General features: G+C 61.6%; 13 protein-coding genes. 6 read left to right on the top strand and 7 right to left on the bottom strand.

From position 1 onward, the window contains the following. Nucleotides 1-31: 31 nt before the first annotated feature. A complete protein-coding gene (locus tag INR99_RS03055) occupies nt 32-385 on the bottom strand; it encodes a rhodanese-like domain-containing protein (protein ID WP_194114808.1) in 354 nt (117 codons plus the stop codon). 54 nt (nt 386-439) lie between these two features. Further along, the gene (gene glmU / locus INR99_RS03060; RefSeq protein WP_194114809.1) at nt 440-1,810 is read right to left on the bottom strand and encodes a bifunctional UDP-N-acetylglucosamine diphosphorylase/glucosamine-1-phosphate N-acetyltransferase GlmU; all 1,371 of its coding nucleotides are present in this window, start codon (nt 1,808-1,810) and stop codon (nt 440-442) included. Between the two features lie 166 nt (nt 1,811-1,976). On the opposite strand from glmU, the gene INR99_RS03065 reads away from it, so the two are divergent. After that, nucleotides 1,977-4,298: an extracellular solute-binding protein gene (locus tag INR99_RS03065; RefSeq protein WP_194114810.1), complete on the top strand. Its 2,322-nt coding sequence runs from the start codon at nt 1,977-1,979 to the stop codon at nt 4,296-4,298. 67 nt (nt 4,299-4,365) lie between these two features. Here INR99_RS03065 and INR99_RS03070 read toward each other — a convergent pair whose 3' ends face one another. Together INR99_RS03070 and proB are read right to left on the bottom strand one after the other, a co-directional pair. Further along, entirely contained in the window at nt 4,366-5,178 is an 813-nt protein-coding gene (locus tag INR99_RS03070) for a transporter substrate-binding domain-containing protein (protein WP_194114811.1), read from the bottom strand. 478 nt (nt 5,179-5,656) lie between these two features. After that, nucleotides 5,657-6,784 carry a glutamate 5-kinase gene (gene proB / locus INR99_RS03075; protein ID WP_194114812.1) on the bottom strand — a complete coding sequence of 376 codons (1,128 nt, stop codon included), beginning with the start codon at nt 6,782-6,784 and terminating at the stop codon, nt 5,657-5,659. Between the two features lie 204 nt (nt 6,785-6,988). Here proB and INR99_RS03080 point away from each other — a divergent pair, with 204 nt between their 5' ends. After that, complete coding sequence (locus INR99_RS03080) at nt 6,989-7,759, top strand: threonine/serine exporter family protein (RefSeq protein ID WP_194114813.1); 771 nt, start codon at nt 6,989-6,991, stop codon at nt 7,757-7,759. A 10-nt stretch (nt 7,760-7,769) separates the two neighbouring features. Continuing rightward, complete coding sequence (locus INR99_RS03085; RefSeq protein ID WP_194114814.1) at nt 7,770-8,231, top strand: threonine/serine exporter family protein; 462 nt, start codon at nt 7,770-7,772, stop codon at nt 8,229-8,231. Between the two features lie 48 nt (nt 8,232-8,279). Here the strand turns inward: INR99_RS03085 and INR99_RS03090 are convergent, their stop codons facing one another. The 3 genes from INR99_RS03090 to INR99_RS03100 are packed head-to-tail and all read right to left on the bottom strand — an operon-like array spanning nt 8,280 to nt 11,418. Further along, nucleotides 8,280-9,239: a hypothetical protein gene (locus tag INR99_RS03090; protein ID WP_228098042.1), complete on the bottom strand. Its 960-nt coding sequence runs from the start codon at nt 9,237-9,239 to the stop codon at nt 8,280-8,282. A gap of 57 nt (nt 9,240-9,296) precedes the next feature. Next, nucleotides 9,297-10,655, bottom strand: coding sequence for a sensor domain-containing diguanylate cyclase (locus tag INR99_RS03095; RefSeq protein ID WP_194114815.1), 1,359 nt, complete (start codon nt 10,653-10,655; stop codon nt 9,297-9,299). A 10-nt stretch (nt 10,656-10,665) separates the two neighbouring features. Continuing rightward, entirely contained in the window at nt 10,666-11,418 is a 753-nt protein-coding gene (locus tag INR99_RS03100; RefSeq protein ID WP_194114816.1) for a GntR family transcriptional regulator, read from the bottom strand. 160 nt (nt 11,419-11,578) lie between these two features. On the opposite strand from INR99_RS03100, the gene INR99_RS03105 reads away from it, so the two are divergent. The 3 genes from INR99_RS03105 to INR99_RS03115 all read left to right on the top strand — a co-directional run bounded on the left by INR99_RS03105 (nt 11,579) and on the right by INR99_RS03115 (nt 15,135). After that, nucleotides 11,579-12,706, top strand: coding sequence for a DUF3616 domain-containing protein (locus INR99_RS03105; RefSeq protein WP_194114817.1), 1,128 nt, complete (start codon nt 11,579-11,581; stop codon nt 12,704-12,706). Nucleotides 12,707-13,078: 372 nt separating this feature from the next. Then, nucleotides 13,079-14,215, top strand: coding sequence for an MGDG synthase family glycosyltransferase (locus tag INR99_RS03110; RefSeq protein WP_194114818.1), 1,137 nt, complete (start codon nt 13,079-13,081; stop codon nt 14,213-14,215). Further along, entirely contained in the window at nt 14,212-15,135 is a 924-nt protein-coding gene (locus INR99_RS03115; protein WP_194114819.1) for a phosphatase domain-containing protein, read from the top strand. Before INR99_RS03110 ends, INR99_RS03115 begins: the two co-directional genes overlap by 4 nt. Nucleotides 15,136-15,143: the final 8 nt, after the last annotated feature.

Consider the following 15,143-nt stretch of genomic DNA (forward strand, 5'->3'; position numbering starts at 1 on the left):
ACGTCAGCTGCAAGCATACCTCAAGCCGGTGCTAGGGATGGGCTTGGCGTTGCAGCTGGCTCTGCAGTGTGGTCATCGCGCCGCCATCAAGGATCTGCCGGTAGCCGGCGGCATTGAGTCGCAAGGCCGCTTCGGCCGAGCGGCGCCCACTGCGGCAGTACAACAGGATGCGGCTGTCCTTGCCAAGGCCTCTGAGCTCGGTAACGCCACTGACAATGCGGTCCAGCGGGATGTTGATCGCGTCATCGATGTGTCCGGCGGCAAATTCTTCGGGAGTGCGCACATCAATCAGCACCGCTACGGCTTCGCCACGGTATTGCCACGGGGCGGCGCCAGCCAGACTGGCCGCGCCGAACAGTATCAGAGCCAGCAACCACTGTTTCATCGTTTTCTCCGCTTGGCAAAATGACAGCCCCGCAATGCGGGGCTGATGCTGAGGCTATTTTTCCTGCTTTACCGGCCGCTGCCAGCCGGGCAGGGTCGTCTGTCTGGCCCTCGCGACGGTGAGTTGGCCCGCCGGGGCGTCCTTGCTGATCACCGAGCCGGCGCCCGTGGTTGCGCCGTCGCCAAGGGTGACCGGGGCAACCAGCGAGTTGTTCGAGCCGACAAAGACCTGGTCGCCAATGATCGTGCGGAATTTGTTCACGCCATCATAGTTGCAGGTGATGGTGCCGGCACCGATATTGCAGTCGCTGCCGATCTGCGCGTCGCCGATGTAGCTGAGATGATTGACCTTGCTGCCTACACCGATCTGCGCCTTTTTCACCTCGACAAAGTTGCCGATGTGCACACCTTCGGCCAGCTCGGCGCCAGGCCGCAGACGGGCATAAGGGCCGATCAGGCTGCCAGCACCGACACTGGCGTCTTCGAGGTGGCTGAAGGCATGGATGGCCGCGTGGTCGGCGATGCGCACGTTTTTCAGTACGCAGTTGGCTCCGATGCTCACGTTGTGCCCCAGTTCGACCTGTCCTTCGAACACGCAATTGACGTCGATGCTCACATCCTTGCCATGGGTCAGCGAACCTCGCAGGTCAAAGCGTGCAGGGTCGAGCAGCGTCACGCCGGCTTTCAGCAGCGCCTCGGCCTGATTGCGTTGATGAATGCGTTCCAGCGCGGCGAGCTGCAGCTTGTTGTTGATCCCTTCGGCTTCCCAGTGATCCTGCGGGTGCACGGTGGCAATCTCGATGCCGTCCCGCACGGCCAGCGCGATCAGGTCGGTGGCGTAATACTCGCCCTGTGCGTTGTCGTTTTTCAGTTCTGACAGCCAGCCGGCGAGCCTTGCGGTGGGCAGCGCCAGAATGCCGGTATTCATTTCGCGGATGGCCGCTTCTTCCGGTGTCGCATCCTTCTGCTCGACGATGTGTGTCACAAAACCTTGTGCGTTGCGCACAATGCGGCCGTAACCGGTGGCGTCGTCCAGAATGTCAGTCAGGATGCCGAGTTTGCCGCCGGCACTGGCTGCCAGCAGTTGCTGCAACGTGGCCAGCCGGGTGAGTGGCACATCGCCGTAGAGCATCAGCGTGGTTTCGCCGGCAAGATGCGGCAGTGCCTGCGCCAGCGCGTGGCCGGTGCCGAGCTGCTCGGCCTGCAGCGCCCAGGCCAGATCATGCTGGCCGGCGAAGCATTCCAGTACGGTTTCGCCACCAAAGCCGTAAACGACGGTGAGCTGGCGCGGTGCCAGCTGGCGTGCGGTGTCGATGACGTGACCCAGCAGCGGCTTGCCGGCGATGCGGTGCAGCACTTTTGGCAGTGCGGAATACATCCGGGTGCCTTTCCCGGCCGCCAGAATTACAACATCCAGTGCGCTCATGTAATCAGTTCCGAACAGAATGGCGCTATTCTAACTAAAAAAACCGCAGCAGCCGTGGGGCATCAACCCTGATTGTGGCTCGTGCAAGGGCGGCAAATTCGGAAACTGCCGCCTACAATTCAAGCGATTGCTGATTCTTCCTTGTGCTCAAACCGAGGGTTCCCTCATGTCCGTACTTGCCAAAACCGTTGTTTCGACCATCCTGATTGCCACTGCCGGTCTGCTTGGCGTGCTGTTTACCGCCTCAGGCGGGATGGTGGTTCCTGCGCTAGTAATTGTCGTGACCCTCGTGTTGCTGGCTGGTGTGCTGGCGCTGCTGTTGCGAGGAGCTCTGGCGCCGTATGCCGCGCTGGAAAAGGCACTGGCGGATCTGGCTGGTGGCAGCGGCAACCTTGACGCCCGCTTGCCGGTTAGCGGGGATGGTGACGGAGCCAGACTGGCAAGAGACTTCAATGCATTTCTTGCGGAGATCCAGCGGATTTTTCGCGACGTGCAACGCGAAATGGAAGGCTTGGCTCTCGGTCTGCACGAACTGACCGCGGTTACGGGCCAGATGGCCAAGGATACCCGCTCTCAGTCCGATCACTCGGCTTCGGCTGCGGCCACCATCGAAGAGATTACGGTCAGCATCACGCACATTGCCAGCAATGCCGGCGATATGGATGCGGTTGTCGAAGAAACCGAGCAGCTTTCCGAGAGCAGCGCCGGAACGGTTGGCCGGGTGGCCGAGGAAGTGGAGCGCGTAGCCAGTTCCATGCAGGTGCTGGGCAAGACCATGGACGAACTGTCGCGCAGCTCGGAAGAAATCAGTGGCATTGTCGGCGTGATCAAGGATATTGCCGATCAGACTAATCTGCTGGCACTGAATGCCGCGATCGAGGCGGCTCGCGCAGGTGAACAGGGGCGCGGTTTTGCGGTGGTGGCCGACGAAGTACGCAAGCTGGCCGAGCGTACCAGCCAGGCGACCGTCGAGATTGCACGCCGAATCCAGACTGTCGGCAGCGAGACGGGTCAGGCGGTGACCAGCATGAAAAAGACGGCCGAGCAGGTCAGTGCCGGGGTCGAGCGAGCCAATGAGGCGCGCGAGGCCATTCTGGGCATTCGTGACCGCATGGGGCAGGTGGTGCATCTGGTGCGCGAGATTGCCGAGGCAACCCGTGAACAGTCGGAGGCGACGACGTCGATTGCGTCCACCGCCGAGCAGATCAATACCATGACGCAGGCGACTGATGCGGCACTGAATCATGCCAGCAAGGGGCTCAAGAGCATCGACGAGCGAGCCGGCAAATTGCTGGAAATCGTGGGCCGCTACAAGCTGGCCGATATCGAGGTCCTGCATTGGTGGCTATCGTCCAGTGAAGCCCGTGCCGTTTCCGAACTCAAAACCCGGCTCAATGCCATGGGGCACCACTGGATGGATGTGCATGGCGTCGGCGATCCACTGGCGTCGTTGAAGGCACGGGTTGAAAGTGGCAATGCCCCGACTGCTGCGGCCATTGGCGGTGTGAAAATCCAGAACTGGGCCAAGATGGGGGTCTGTGCCGATCTGACCGCACTGGCCAATGAACAGCAATGGTCGCGCTTGCTGCCTGCCGTACTGGACAAGATGATGCAGGCCGATGGCCGCTATGTGGCTGTGCCGCTGGGGGTCGCCCGCACCAACATGATGTGGGTGAATGCCGGATTGGTGAATCGGGTGGGCGTGCGCCAGGCACCTTCGGACTGGAACAGCTTCTTCGCACTGTGCGAGAAGCTCAAGCAAGCCGGTCTTCCGGCCATCGCCCACAGTGAGCAGAGCTGGCAGGTTGCAACCGTGTTCGAGGCACTGGCGCTGGGGCTGGGAGGGGCGCAATTCTATGTGTCGGCCTTCAGCAAGCTGGATCAGGCCGCTCTGACCGGTCAGACCATGATCCGTGCACTGGAAGCCCTCAAGCAGCTCAAGCCGTACTGCACGGTGGATACGGCAGGCCGTGACTGGAATCTGGCAACAGCTGATGTGATTACCGGCCGTGCTGCATTCCAGATCATGGGCGACTGGTCCAAGGGTGAATTTGTGCAGGCCGGCAAGGTACAGGGGCAGGATTACTATTGCTGGCCGACACCGACCCAGAATGGGGATTACAGCTTTGCAGCCGACACCCTGACCTTCTTCCGCCAAAAGGATGCCCGACTGGATACCGCGCAGCGTGATTTTGCCTCCTTGCTGATGAGCAAGGATGGTCAGGAAGCCTTCAACCTCTACAAGGGCAATATTCCGGCGCGTACCGATGTGGATCTGTCGCGCTTCGATGATTACGCCCGTCAGTCAGCCCGCGATTTTGCCCAGGCTGCAGACCGTCAGGTGCTGGTGCCGTCATGGGCGCACAATATGGCCGTCCAGGATTCGGTACGTGGTGGCTTCTTCGATGTGATCGGTGAATACTGGGGCAGCAATATGAGTGCCAGTGATGCCGCCCGCAAGCTAGCCGCAGTGGCCAGCCGCGGATAAAGCCGGCTCAACGGTGACCAACAGAATGCCCCGCATCCTGCGGGGCATTCTGCTGTTATGGTGCCGTTTACTCGACGCGTCGGGTGCTGATGCTGAAGGTCCTGCCCAGCAGTGGGGTCGCACTGTTCAGGCCAAACCAGCGCTCGAAAATCGCGCTGGCTTCACCGGTTTTTTCCATATCCGCGAGCGCCTCGTTTACGGCTTTCTGCAAATCCTTTTCCCCTTTGCGCAGGCCGATCGCAAAAATATTCATTCCCAGGCTGAATTCCGAGACCTCAAACTGGCTGCGCAGATTGGCGGGCAGCGAATTGCGCAACGCGGCCAGTACCGGGCCGTCACCAGCGGCACCATCGATCATGCCGCCCTGCAGTGCCTTGCTGATGTCCGGGTTATCTTCGAACTGCACCAGTCTGGCAGCCGGAAAATCTTTGCGGAGCACTTTGGCGGTGCTGGATGAGGCTAGTACTCCCAGTGTGGCACCATTAAGGGCAGCTTCGGAGCGGAAGCGCCCTTTTTTGGCCAGAATGCGGTCTTCGGTGACGAAATAGCCGACGCTGAAATCGACTTCCTTGTCGCGTTCGATGGTGCGGGTCAGGTCTGCAACAACCAGATCCACTTTGTTTTGCTTCAATGTGTTGAGACGTTCTTCGGAGTCGATGGGAATGAATACGGGTTTGACCTTGAGTCGTTTGGCGACCCCTTGGGCGAATTCGATGTCATAGCCGCGCAAGACCCGGGTTTTGGGATCCATCTGCGAAAAGGGGGGCGAGTTTTCCTTCACGCCGATACGGATTTCTCCTTTGCTCTGCAATTCTGCCAATGTGGTTGCCGGGGTGTTCTGCGCGAGCAGCAGTGCCGCTGCAATCAACCATGCTTTCATTGCGATCTCCGGAGGTGTGAGATGGTCTTGAGCTGAAATCGTCCGCATGCAGCTACATGCGGACGATATGTTGGCAGCATGGTAATGCCTTGGCTGGAAAGGGAAAATTCGGGTAATTGTGTATTCGGTGCTACTGCTTAAGCCAGCAGGCGTATCGGCGGTGCGCTAGCTTGGGGGGGGAAGAGTTGCGATTCCAGATCCGCTGTCAGGGGCACGGGATTGTTGTTGCCAGCCTCCATTGCTGTTGCTTGCCAAGCCCTGAAGGCTCAACGCGCGACCATCCAACGGGCGCTCTTGCACATCGGCTCAGATTGGCGCTTGTAGGCAAACTAGGCATTTCCGAATCGCGTCGGCATGCTTGCAGGGAACAGTCATCCCTGAATCATTGGGCTGTGACCCGCTCGATTTTCCGCATGCTTGATTTGGCGCGTCAAGCCGCAATCTGGATTGACCGCGGCCGTTAAGGTGGCCTGCCTTCTTAGTTTGCGATCACAACCATATTGTCGCGATGTATCAGCTCGGGCTCGTCAATGTAACCGAGGACGGCCTCGATCTGCCCGGTGGGCAGACGCAGGATGCGCCGGGTTTCGGCTGCACTGTAGTTGATCAATCCGCGGGCAATTTCGCATCCCTCACCATCCACGCAACTGACGACTTCGCCGCGCAGGAAGTCCCCCTCCACCGCGGTGACGCCGATGGGCAGCAGGCTGGAGCCGGCTTGCTTGACCGCGCGGATGGCGCCGGTGTCGAGGACCACCTTGCCGGCCAGTTGCAGGTGATCGGCAATCCATTGCTTTTTGGCGTGCAGTGGCGTGGTGTTGGCCACCAGCTGGGTGCCGATGGCTTCGCCTGCGGCCAGCCTGGTCAGGACATTGGCTTCACGGCCGCAGGCAATGATGGTTGCTGCGCCACTGCGCGCAGCGCGCTTGGCGGCGATGATCTTGGTGTACATTCCGCCGGTGCCGACGCTCGACCCGGCACCGCCTGCCATGATCTCCAGCTGCGGATCGCCGGCTGTGGCATCCCGTACCAGCGTGGCGGCGGGATCCTTGCGCGGGTCGGCGGTAAAGAGGCCGATCTGGTCGGTCAGGATGATCAGTGCGTCACCTTCGATCAGATTGGTAACCAGTGCCCCCAGTGTGTCGTTGTCGCCGAATTTGATTTCAGCGGTCACGACGGTGTCGTTTTCGTTGATGATGGGGATCACGCCCAGATTCAGCAGCGTCAGCAGGGTCGAGCGCGCGTTCAGGTACCGGGTCCGGTCGCTGAGGTCTTCATGCGTAAGCAAGACTTGCGCAGTGTTCAGCCCATGCTGGCGGAAGGCCTTTTCATAGGCTTCGCACAAGCCCATCTGGCCGACGGCTGCGGCCGCCTGTTTTTCGTGGATCGCGGTCGGTTTCTGTGACCAGCCCAGCCGTGCCACCCCTTCGGCGACAGCGCCAGAGCTGACCAGCACCACCTGCTTGCCCTGTTTCATCAACTCGGCAATTTCACTGGCCCAGCGGGCCAGTGCCACGGCATCCAGCCCCTTGCCATCGTTGGTCACAAGACTGGAACCCACTTTGACGACAATACGGTGGGCGGTCTGGATCAGGCTGCTGGACATGAAGGGGCTCCCGGAAAATGAGCGGCTATTATAGCCTTACGCCGTTTGGCGTGATGCTTTGCCATACATTAATGGGTATTTGGGTGGATAGCTTGTTATTATGAGTCTTGGTGGCTATACCACTGTTTAGTCTGGGTTTTTGCCCCGCAGCGGATTTGATTCGTCACAAGCTGCCCTGCTGCAATTGTATATATCATTGAGGCCATGCAAGCAATCAAACTTCTTCCCGAACTGCCTCTGGCGCAAGTGCTTGATCTGGCACTGCATGCCGGGCTGCTGGTTCATCTCTCCGGCGGCGACACCGAGCGTGCCGCCGCCACCATGCGCCGTGTCGCCCTGGCACTGGGGGCCGCACGGGCTGACACGGTGGTGTCGTCGCTGAATATTGGCCTCACCATCGAGCGTGGCAACGAACGTGACACAGCTTTCCGGCGGGCCCCGCATGTTGGCGCCAATTTTGCCAATCTCACCGAACTGGAGCGCCTGCTGGAGGATCTGGAAGCCGGGCATATCAGTGCCGAACAATTGCAGGATGGGCTGGACGACGTGGCGCGGCGCAAGCCCATTCATTCCCGTCCGCTGATGGCGGCGCTGATCGGGCTTTCCTGTGGCGCGTTTGCCGCGCTGTTCGGTGGTGATTTGGCCGCCGTGCTGATCACGACCCTCGGCAGTGCGCTGGGAGTGGCCGTGCGTTTCCTGTTGCTGTCACGCGGCTTCAAGCCGGTGATGTTCGCGATTGCAGCCAGTTTCACCGCCTTGCTGGTGGTGGGGCTGCTGCGCGGGCTGACCGCGACGCCCGATGCGGCGCTGGCGGCATCAGTACTGTTCCTGATCCCCGGGGTGCCATTGATCAACGGGGCGTCCGATATGCTGGCGGCCAATTATCTCAACGGGATGGTGCGGCTGACCATGAGCGCGATGATCGTGCTCGGCATCGCCATCGGGGTCAGCGTGGCCCTGCGTTTCGTAAGCTAGGAGAGCGCCGATGCATGCATGGTTGCTGGAATTGTGGGCTGCGCCGGCGGCGCTGGGTTTTGCCCTGCTGTTCAATGTGCCGACCCGTGCGCTGACCGCGTGTGGCGTGCTGGCCATTCTGGGGCATGCCAGCCGCAAGCTGGTGATGGATCTGACGGGGGCGGATATCGTGTTCGGCACACTGATCGCCGCCCTGCTGATCGGTTTTGCATCCGAATGGTGGGGCCGCCGTCAGCGCGATGTGCCGCTGATGTATGCGATTACTGCGGCCATTCCGATGGTGCCGGGCACGTATATGTACAAGGCGGTGCAGGGGCTGCTCGGAATTGCCAAGCTGCAGGCCAATGCGGCCGGCGAACTGATTCTGATCAGTGCCGGGGTCAACATCGTCAAGGCCAGCATGATTGTGCTGGCGCTGGCCTTCGGCATTGCCGCGCCGCATCTGCTGTGGCCAAAGCCGCAGCATCACTGAGGGTATGTGCCTGTAGCCCTCATTTCGATAGGTATTTAGGTGTATACCCTAGAAGGAGCAGGCCAGCCCCACCGAAAAGCCTTCGACCCCATTCCCGAAAACATAACGTCCTACCAGCCGGGTGCGGGTGACCAGAATCGGGTAGGCGCTTGAATCCAGTTCGATACCGGCACCGAGGGTGGTGAGGTAGTCAAAGCCCAGTACTCCAGCCTGATCGCCGTAGTAGCGCGAGTGCGACGTTTCCAGCACGTAGCGGAACGGTTTGCCAAGCAGGGTCCAGTCGGCAATCGGAGCACGCCAGCGGGCGTAGATGTTGGCTGTCATCGAATCGGCTTTGCTTTGCAGATCCTTGCTGCCCCCCATGCCCTCAAGGTGGATGTACGAATAGCGCAACTCCAGATCGATGTCGTGTTCGGGGCTGACATGCTCGTAGTCCAGCATCAGTGCGCCGCCCAGGCCGCCAGCGGTCATTTGCCCGCCATCACCGAAATTGAAATCGACATTGGCCTTGTTTTCGAGCCACCACTCCCCCAGCTTGACATCACTTGCTATCGCCCCGAGTGCAATGTTGGCGATAGGGCGGATAACCCACTCGCCGTTTTCGCCGACTGGAAAATCCCAGCCTATACCGCCTTGCAGCATCCCGGAGTTCCATTTCAACGGGATGGGGCGGGTTTCCTGACCGTTGCTGATCAGAAAAACGGGGTCATAGCGACTGTAGCCGATGGCACCCTCCAGATAGAGGGGCACTTCCTTGCTCAGCGTGGCGCCGCCGCCCATTTGTGCCATTGTCAGGCTCGGGTTGTCGCTCTGGGCGTTTTCGAATGAAAGCGAGCTGGCCGTGAGATCCAGAATCGCCGAATACGACAGCAGCGCCAGCACCGCATCGCCCTGCTTGCGGATCGCAACCTTGTCGGCATGAAAGCCTTTATCGGCGGCCTGCGCCGGGAAAGCCAGCATCGGCAGGGCTGGCAGCAGCATGGAAACGACGAGGGCGCGGGTTCGCATGACACACCTTTAGGACGAGAGTCCTTGCTACTCTAGCACGGGTGACTGTCGCTCCTCTTACTCCGGGAGCATGCTGCTGCGCCCCAGACACACCCGGTTACGGCCGGTCTGCTTGGCCTCATACAGGCCATGGTCCGCGCGGGTCAGGGTGTCGCTGAGCGACTCATCCGGTAGTCGCATGGCAACGCCCTGGCTGACCGTGAAATGGAACACGGTGTCGCCGTTGTAGCGATAGCGCTGCTGGCTGACGGCTTGCCGCAGCCGCTCGGCAATGCGCACCGCGCCGACCTGATCCGTGTCAGGCAATAGAATGGCAAATTCTTCACCGCCCAGGCGTGCCAGCACGTCAATGCTGCGCAATTGCTCGCGCAGCAACTCGGCCAGCCCTTTCAGGGCGAGATCGCCGGCATCGTGCCCGTAGCGGTCATTGATCTGTTTGAAGTGATCGATATCCAGCATGATCAGTGCAATCGGCGCGCCGTGGCGGCTGCTGCGCTCCTGTTCCTGGGCGGCGCGTTCGAAAAACGCCCGCCGGTTCAACAAGCCGGTCAGCGGGTCGGTGCGGGCGGTGACTTCCAGCTGGGCGATCAGTTCGGTGTTGTCCTGCAGCACCCGCATCAATTGTTCGTTGGCCGTTCCCAGGGCCGCAGAGACCGCCTTTTCATTGCTGAGGTCAGTCAGCATTTCAAAAAAAACCTGCTCCTGCTCACTGGCCCGGTTCAGTGCAATGATCAGTGAGCGCAGATGCACGGTGTGCCCGTGCGGATGCGGGCAGGCAAATTCGAAACTGACCGGCGTACCTTGTTCCGCCAGCGCCAGGTAATAGCGCAGATCCAGCTCCTGCGGCAGCCACGCAGTAGGGCGGCGCTGGCCGAGCAGCATGTCGGGCAGCTGGCCGACCAGCCGGCAGAGCGAGGCACTCAGGTAGGTGAAGCGCCCCTGGCGATCCATCGTCGTGATTAGTGCATGGTCCTGCAAGGCTTTCAGCCAGGTATTCTGCCGTTGCCCCTGGGTTTTGAGTTCAGCGGCCAGTTGCTTTTCACGGGTGACATCCAGCATGAAGCCCTGCAGGCCGGCAGGGCAGCCTTCGGCATCCAGCAGCAACTGCCGGTAGCTGCGGATCTCGCGGCGTTCACCATTTTTCAGGTACAGCGTCACATCACAGCTGCCGGCTTCGCGGCCGGCCAGTGCGGCCAGGTCGGCCCGCAACAGATTCTGGGCTACCCAGGGCGGAAAGAAGGACGAATCAGTCAGGCCGAGCATGGCCTGTTGGCCGGACAGGCCAAGTTGCCGACACCAGGAGCGGCTGACTCCGGTATAACGCAGCTGCAGGTCTTTTTGCCAGGCCGCCAGCGGCAGCCCGGCGATCCAGCCGGCGCTGCGCAGCTCATCAACGGGAGGAGGGGGCAGATTCATCGCAAGCCCCCTAGTCATTCAGTTCGACCACATAGTGGTAGTAATCGCTGCGGAAGAAGGAATAGCTCAGCTCGATCAGCTGGCCGTTCTGCAAGGCGCTAACCCGGGTCAGCTTCAGCAGTGGCAGCCCTTCCCTGAGCCCGCTGCGCGCCGCCATCTCGCTGTCGCACACTACCGCTTCGATTTCCTCCACGGCGCGGGCGATATGCAGCTGGTTGTCGCCCAGATATTGATACAGCGAATTGCCCACCTGCAGCGGGTCGGGCAGGATGGAAACCGGCAGGGTCGAGCGTTCGTAGCCGATGATTTCCTCGTTGGCGAGCCGCAGTCGTTCCAGGCGGGACACGCGTGCGCCAGCCAGCAGATCCAGCCGCCATTGCTCGTTGAGGTCGGGTTCGGTGACCGAGCGTGCAATCCAGCGTGAGCCCGGGGTGAAGCCGCGCGCACGCAGCATGTCGGACAAGTTGCTGAGACGCGATACCGGCTGGTCAATCTTCGGCGTGATGCGGAAATGACCATCGTCGGTGCGGGCAATCCAGTTTTCTTCGCACAGCAGCGACAGGGCGGTATCGATGTCCAGCAGCGGCAGGTTTGTGGCACTGGCCATGGTCGCCGCGTCGGGCAGAGTTTCGCTGGGCAGCCAGTAGCCGGCGCACACGGCAATACGCAGTTTCTGGAAGAACTGCAGTGCCGGAGGCTGCGGCAGTGCCGAGTCGGGGGCGAGTGCCAGCAGTTTGCGGCTGGCTTGCAGGGTAGCGGTCATCGGGATGTCAGCGGAGGGCAGAGGATTCCAGCATAGTCAACGCAGGGGGATTGCCGCAAACCGGCATGCAGTTTAGCCTTTCGCCACCCCTCGTTGTCTTGTCCCGCCGCTGTCATCTGCGGGGCGGATAATGAAGTCATCCGATTGTGAGGATCCTGCCATGCCCCGTCAGCTGCAAGCCTATTCGGTCCGTCTCGAGTTCACCGGTGAAGCACTGGTGCACGCCAATCTGTCCGGTGCGGCCTTCGTCAACCATGATCTGTGGGTGGCCGGCGACGAAGCGGCGGGGCTGATGCGACTGTCCCGGCTGGAGCCGGTGGCTGGTGAAACGCTGCGCTTTGGTGAGGCCCGGTTTTTCCGGCTGGCCGATTATCTGGATCTACCCGCGGCCGCCGAGATCGAGGCTGATCTGGAAGGGCTGGCCTACTTCGATGGCTATCTCTGGTTGCTGGGCTCGCATGGCCTGAAGCGCAAGGCGCCGAAGGCCGGGCGCAGTATCAGCGACAATCTCAAGCGCCTGGCGACCCTCAGTCAGGATGGCAACCGCTGCCTGCTGGCCCGGATTCCGGTGCTGGCGGGCACGGCCGGCAGCGAGCTGGTGCGCAAGACCGCCGATGGCCGCACGGCGGCCATTCTCAGCGGCAATGAGCGCGAAAATGAGCTGACGGCACGGTTGGCGGATGACCCGCACTGGGGCGCGTATCTGGCGATTCCCGGCAAGGACAACGGGTTTGATCTGGAAGGGTTGGCCGCCCGGGATGGGCACTTGCTGCTGGGGCTGCGTGGACCGGTGCTGCGTGGCTGGAGCGGCCTCTTGGAGGTCCGGCCGCGCGAGCGTGACGGTGCATTGCGGCTGGGCAAGCTGGGCGAGAAGCTGCGTTATCGCAAGCATTTCGTGAAGCTGGCAGGCCTGGGTGTGCGCGACCTGCTCTGGGATGGTGACGATCTGTTCATTCTGGCCGGGCCGACCATGGTGCTGGATGGTGCGATCCGCGTGTTCCGCTGGGATAATGCGGCCGCAGCGTTTGATAGCCTTCCGGAAGACTGCCCCGCGATGCTGTGGGAGCAGGGGCCGCAGGAAGTATTCAGCCTGCCGCATGGGCTTGGTCAGGATCGGGCCGAGGCGATTACCCGCTTGCCGCAGACCTTGCTGCCGGGGGCTGCCAAGTGGCTGGTGCTCTACGATGCCCCCAGTGCCGCCCGCAGCCCCGAGCTGCATGTCGTGCTGGGCGACTTGTTGCTGCGCGACCCACTGAGCAAGCAACCTGCGCGGCGCAAAAATGATTAGGCGCAGGGTATTGCCATGAATAAATCGAAATCAAATGCTTTTAGAAGCATACTGGCGGCAGTATCTGCGCTTTGCGCCGTGTCTGCGACGGCAGCACCTGCCGCCTGGTGGCTCTGGCGCAGCAAGCTGGACGGTCAGACGCATTGCGCACAGACCAGTCCCGGTTCTGGCTGGCACAAGGCGTCCGGCCCCTTTGCCAGTGCCCGTTGCGAACCGGAACGCGATCCTGCGTCGCCACGTTCGAGCTTGCCGCGTTCGTGAGCCCCGAGGTGAGGCTGGCACATCAGCAGTCCGGGTAAGCCGCATCACTTGCCAGCGTGACATTTACATTGCACAGTCTGCATTCTTGCAATGAAATGACAGGAAACAGGCATGAGTACGCCAATCTTGCTGCTGCACGCCACCGCCGGTGCCGGTCACACCCGTGCCGCGCAGGCAGTGGCCGCCGCACTGGCACTGGAAGGTAGTCCCGGCCATACCCTGGTCGATACGCTGGACTGCACCACGGCCTTTTTCCGCCGCATGTACGCCAAGGCCTACATCGATCTGGTGCAGGCGGCACCGAATCTCTGGGGGCAGCTGTACGAGCGCTATGACGTGGTCAAACCGCCGCGCAGCAAGACGGCGCGCACCCGGCTGGCCTTCGACAAGGTCAACAGCCGTGCCTTTCGCAAGCTGCTGGACGAGCAATCGCCGCAGGCCATACTGTGCACACACTTCCTGCCGCTGGAGCTGCTGTCCGACCTGAAGGGGCGCGGCAAGCTGGCCACGCCGGTGCATGCCGTGGTGACGGATATCAGCCCACATGCTTTCTGGGTTTATCCGCACATCGACGTTTACCATGTTGCCACGGCGGCCGGTGCGCGCGAGCTGGAGCGCAAGGGCATCCCGGCGGAGCGCATCCGCATCAGCGGTATTCCGGTTGATCCGGTCTTCGCCGCACAGACGCCGGCTGGGCTGGCGCGTGCCGGGCTGGGGCTGCCCGAGCGCCCGACCGTATTGCTGCTCTCGGGCGGTTTCGGGGTCGGGCCGCTGCTGGCCATGCTGGATTCCTTTGCCGGTGCTGATCCGGGGCTGAGCCTCGTGGTGGTGGCTGGCCGCAATGCCGAGCTGGAGGCCGCCTGCCGCGAGCGTGCCGCAACCCTTCCGCTGCCGGTGACCGTACACGGATTTGTCAGCAATATTCACGCACTGATGGACGCTGCGGATCTGGTGGTGACCAAGCCCGGCGGGCTGACCACCAACGAGATTCTGGCCAAGGGCAAACCGATGGCGCTGGTTGCGCCGATTCCCGGGCAGGAGCAGCGCAACTGCGAATACCTGCTGGAGGAAGGTGCCGCCGTGCGGCTCTATGATGCGGGTGATGCCGCGTGGTTTTTCTCGCAATTACTTGGCAATACGGCAAAAATCGCCAGCATGCAGGCGAGCGCCCGACGCATCGCGCGGGCTGATTCGGCGCGGGTGATTGCCCGCAGCCTGCTGGGTGAACTGCTGGTCTTGCCCGCATGAAGAAACTGGCATTCATGCTCTGCGGGCTATGCCTGCCAGTGCTGGCGCTGGCAGGCCAGAATCTCGTCGACGATGGCTGGAGCACAGCGAGCGGTTATCGCTTCTCGGGGAGGCTGACCGAGGATGAACACCAGCCGGCAAGCGCCCATAGCAGCAAGGCGGTTACCCTGTATCGTTCGACTCGGCTGCTGTTTTCCAGCGGCGCCGAAGGGGCTGTGGACTGGCAGGTCGGCAAGCTGCAATGGCAGAGTCGCTCGGATGATCATGGCTACTGGAGCTTGGCTGGCAACCAGCCGCTGCCGCTTGCCGCCGGCTGGCACGAGATCCGCAGCAGCCTGCCGGGCACCCAGCCTGGAAAATTGCTGGTGCATGATCAGGCCAATCGCTTCGGCATTATTTCCGACATTGACGACACGATTCTGGTGAGCAATGTGCCGGACAAGGCTCGGTTGCTGAAAAACAGCCTGGCCATTCCACCCGAGCAGCGGCAGGCCGTCGCGGGCATGGCGGCGCTGTATTCCCGCCTGCAGCAACGCAACGCCAATCAGGCTGCTTCGCCGCAGTTCTACCTGTCCGCCTCGCCGCGCCAGCTCACCCCGGGCATCCGCCGTTTCCTTGCGGCCAACCAGTTTCCGCAAGGCGTGCTGCTGCTCAAGGAGGTCGGTCATGAAAGCCGTGATCCGCTGCTGGATCAGCAGCAGTACAAGCTGGACCGTATCAGCGAGATCATGACGGCGTTTCCACAGGTGAAATTCATGCTGGTTGGTGACGACGGCGAGCGCGACCCGGAGGTCTACGCCGAAATCCGCCAGCGCTATCCGCAGCAGGTCGACAGCATCTGGATCCGTAAAGTCAGCCCCGATGCCGGCCGTGCAACCTATCCCGGTCAGCGCGATCTGGCCGAACTCTTGAAAAACTGAATCAGGAC

It is taken from the genome of Chitinilyticum piscinae (assembly GCF_015223195.1).
Taxonomy (GTDB): domain Bacteria; phylum Pseudomonadota; class Gammaproteobacteria; order Burkholderiales; family Chitinibacteraceae; genus Chitinilyticum; species Chitinilyticum piscinae.

What these genes read in the sequence shown, in the direction of transcription:
- INR99_RS03070 (WP_194114811.1), bottom strand. Translation starts at nt 5,178, where the DNA reads ATGAAAGCATGGTTGATTGCAGCGGCACTGCTGCTCGCGCAGAACACC.
- INR99_RS03085 (WP_194114814.1), top strand. Translation starts at nt 7,770, where the DNA reads ATGCATGCATGGTTGCTGGAATTGTGGGCTGCGCCGGCGGCGCTGGGT.
- INR99_RS03105 (WP_194114817.1), top strand. Translation starts at nt 11,579, where the DNA reads ATGCCCCGTCAGCTGCAAGCCTATTCGGTCCGTCTCGAGTTCACCGGT.
- INR99_RS03055 (WP_194114808.1), bottom strand. Translation starts at nt 385, where the DNA reads ATGAAACAGTGGTTGCTGGCTCTGATACTGTTCGGCGCGGCCAGTCTG.
- proB (WP_194114812.1), bottom strand. Translation starts at nt 6,784, where the DNA reads ATGTCCAGCAGCCTGATCCAGACCGCCCACCGTATTGTCGTCAAAGTG.
- INR99_RS03090 (WP_228098042.1), bottom strand. Translation starts at nt 9,239, where the DNA reads ATGCGAACCCGCGCCCTCGTCGTTTCCATGCTGCTGCCAGCCCTGCCG.
- INR99_RS03110 (WP_194114818.1), top strand. Translation starts at nt 13,079, where the DNA reads ATGAGTACGCCAATCTTGCTGCTGCACGCCACCGCCGGTGCCGGTCAC.
- INR99_RS03080 (WP_194114813.1), top strand. Translation starts at nt 6,989, where the DNA reads ATGCAAGCAATCAAACTTCTTCCCGAACTGCCTCTGGCGCAAGTGCTT.
- INR99_RS03115 (WP_194114819.1), top strand. Translation starts at nt 14,212, where the DNA reads ATGAAGAAACTGGCATTCATGCTCTGCGGGCTATGCCTGCCAGTGCTG.
- INR99_RS03065 (WP_194114810.1), top strand. Translation starts at nt 1,977, where the DNA reads ATGTCCGTACTTGCCAAAACCGTTGTTTCGACCATCCTGATTGCCACT.
- INR99_RS03100 (WP_194114816.1), bottom strand. Translation starts at nt 11,418, where the DNA reads ATGACCGCTACCCTGCAAGCCAGCCGCAAACTGCTGGCACTCGCCCCC.
- INR99_RS03095 (WP_194114815.1), bottom strand. Translation starts at nt 10,655, where the DNA reads ATGAATCTGCCCCCTCCTCCCGTTGATGAGCTGCGCAGCGCCGGCTGG.
- glmU (WP_194114809.1), bottom strand. Translation starts at nt 1,810, where the DNA reads ATGAGCGCACTGGATGTTGTAATTCTGGCGGCCGGGAAAGGCACCCGG.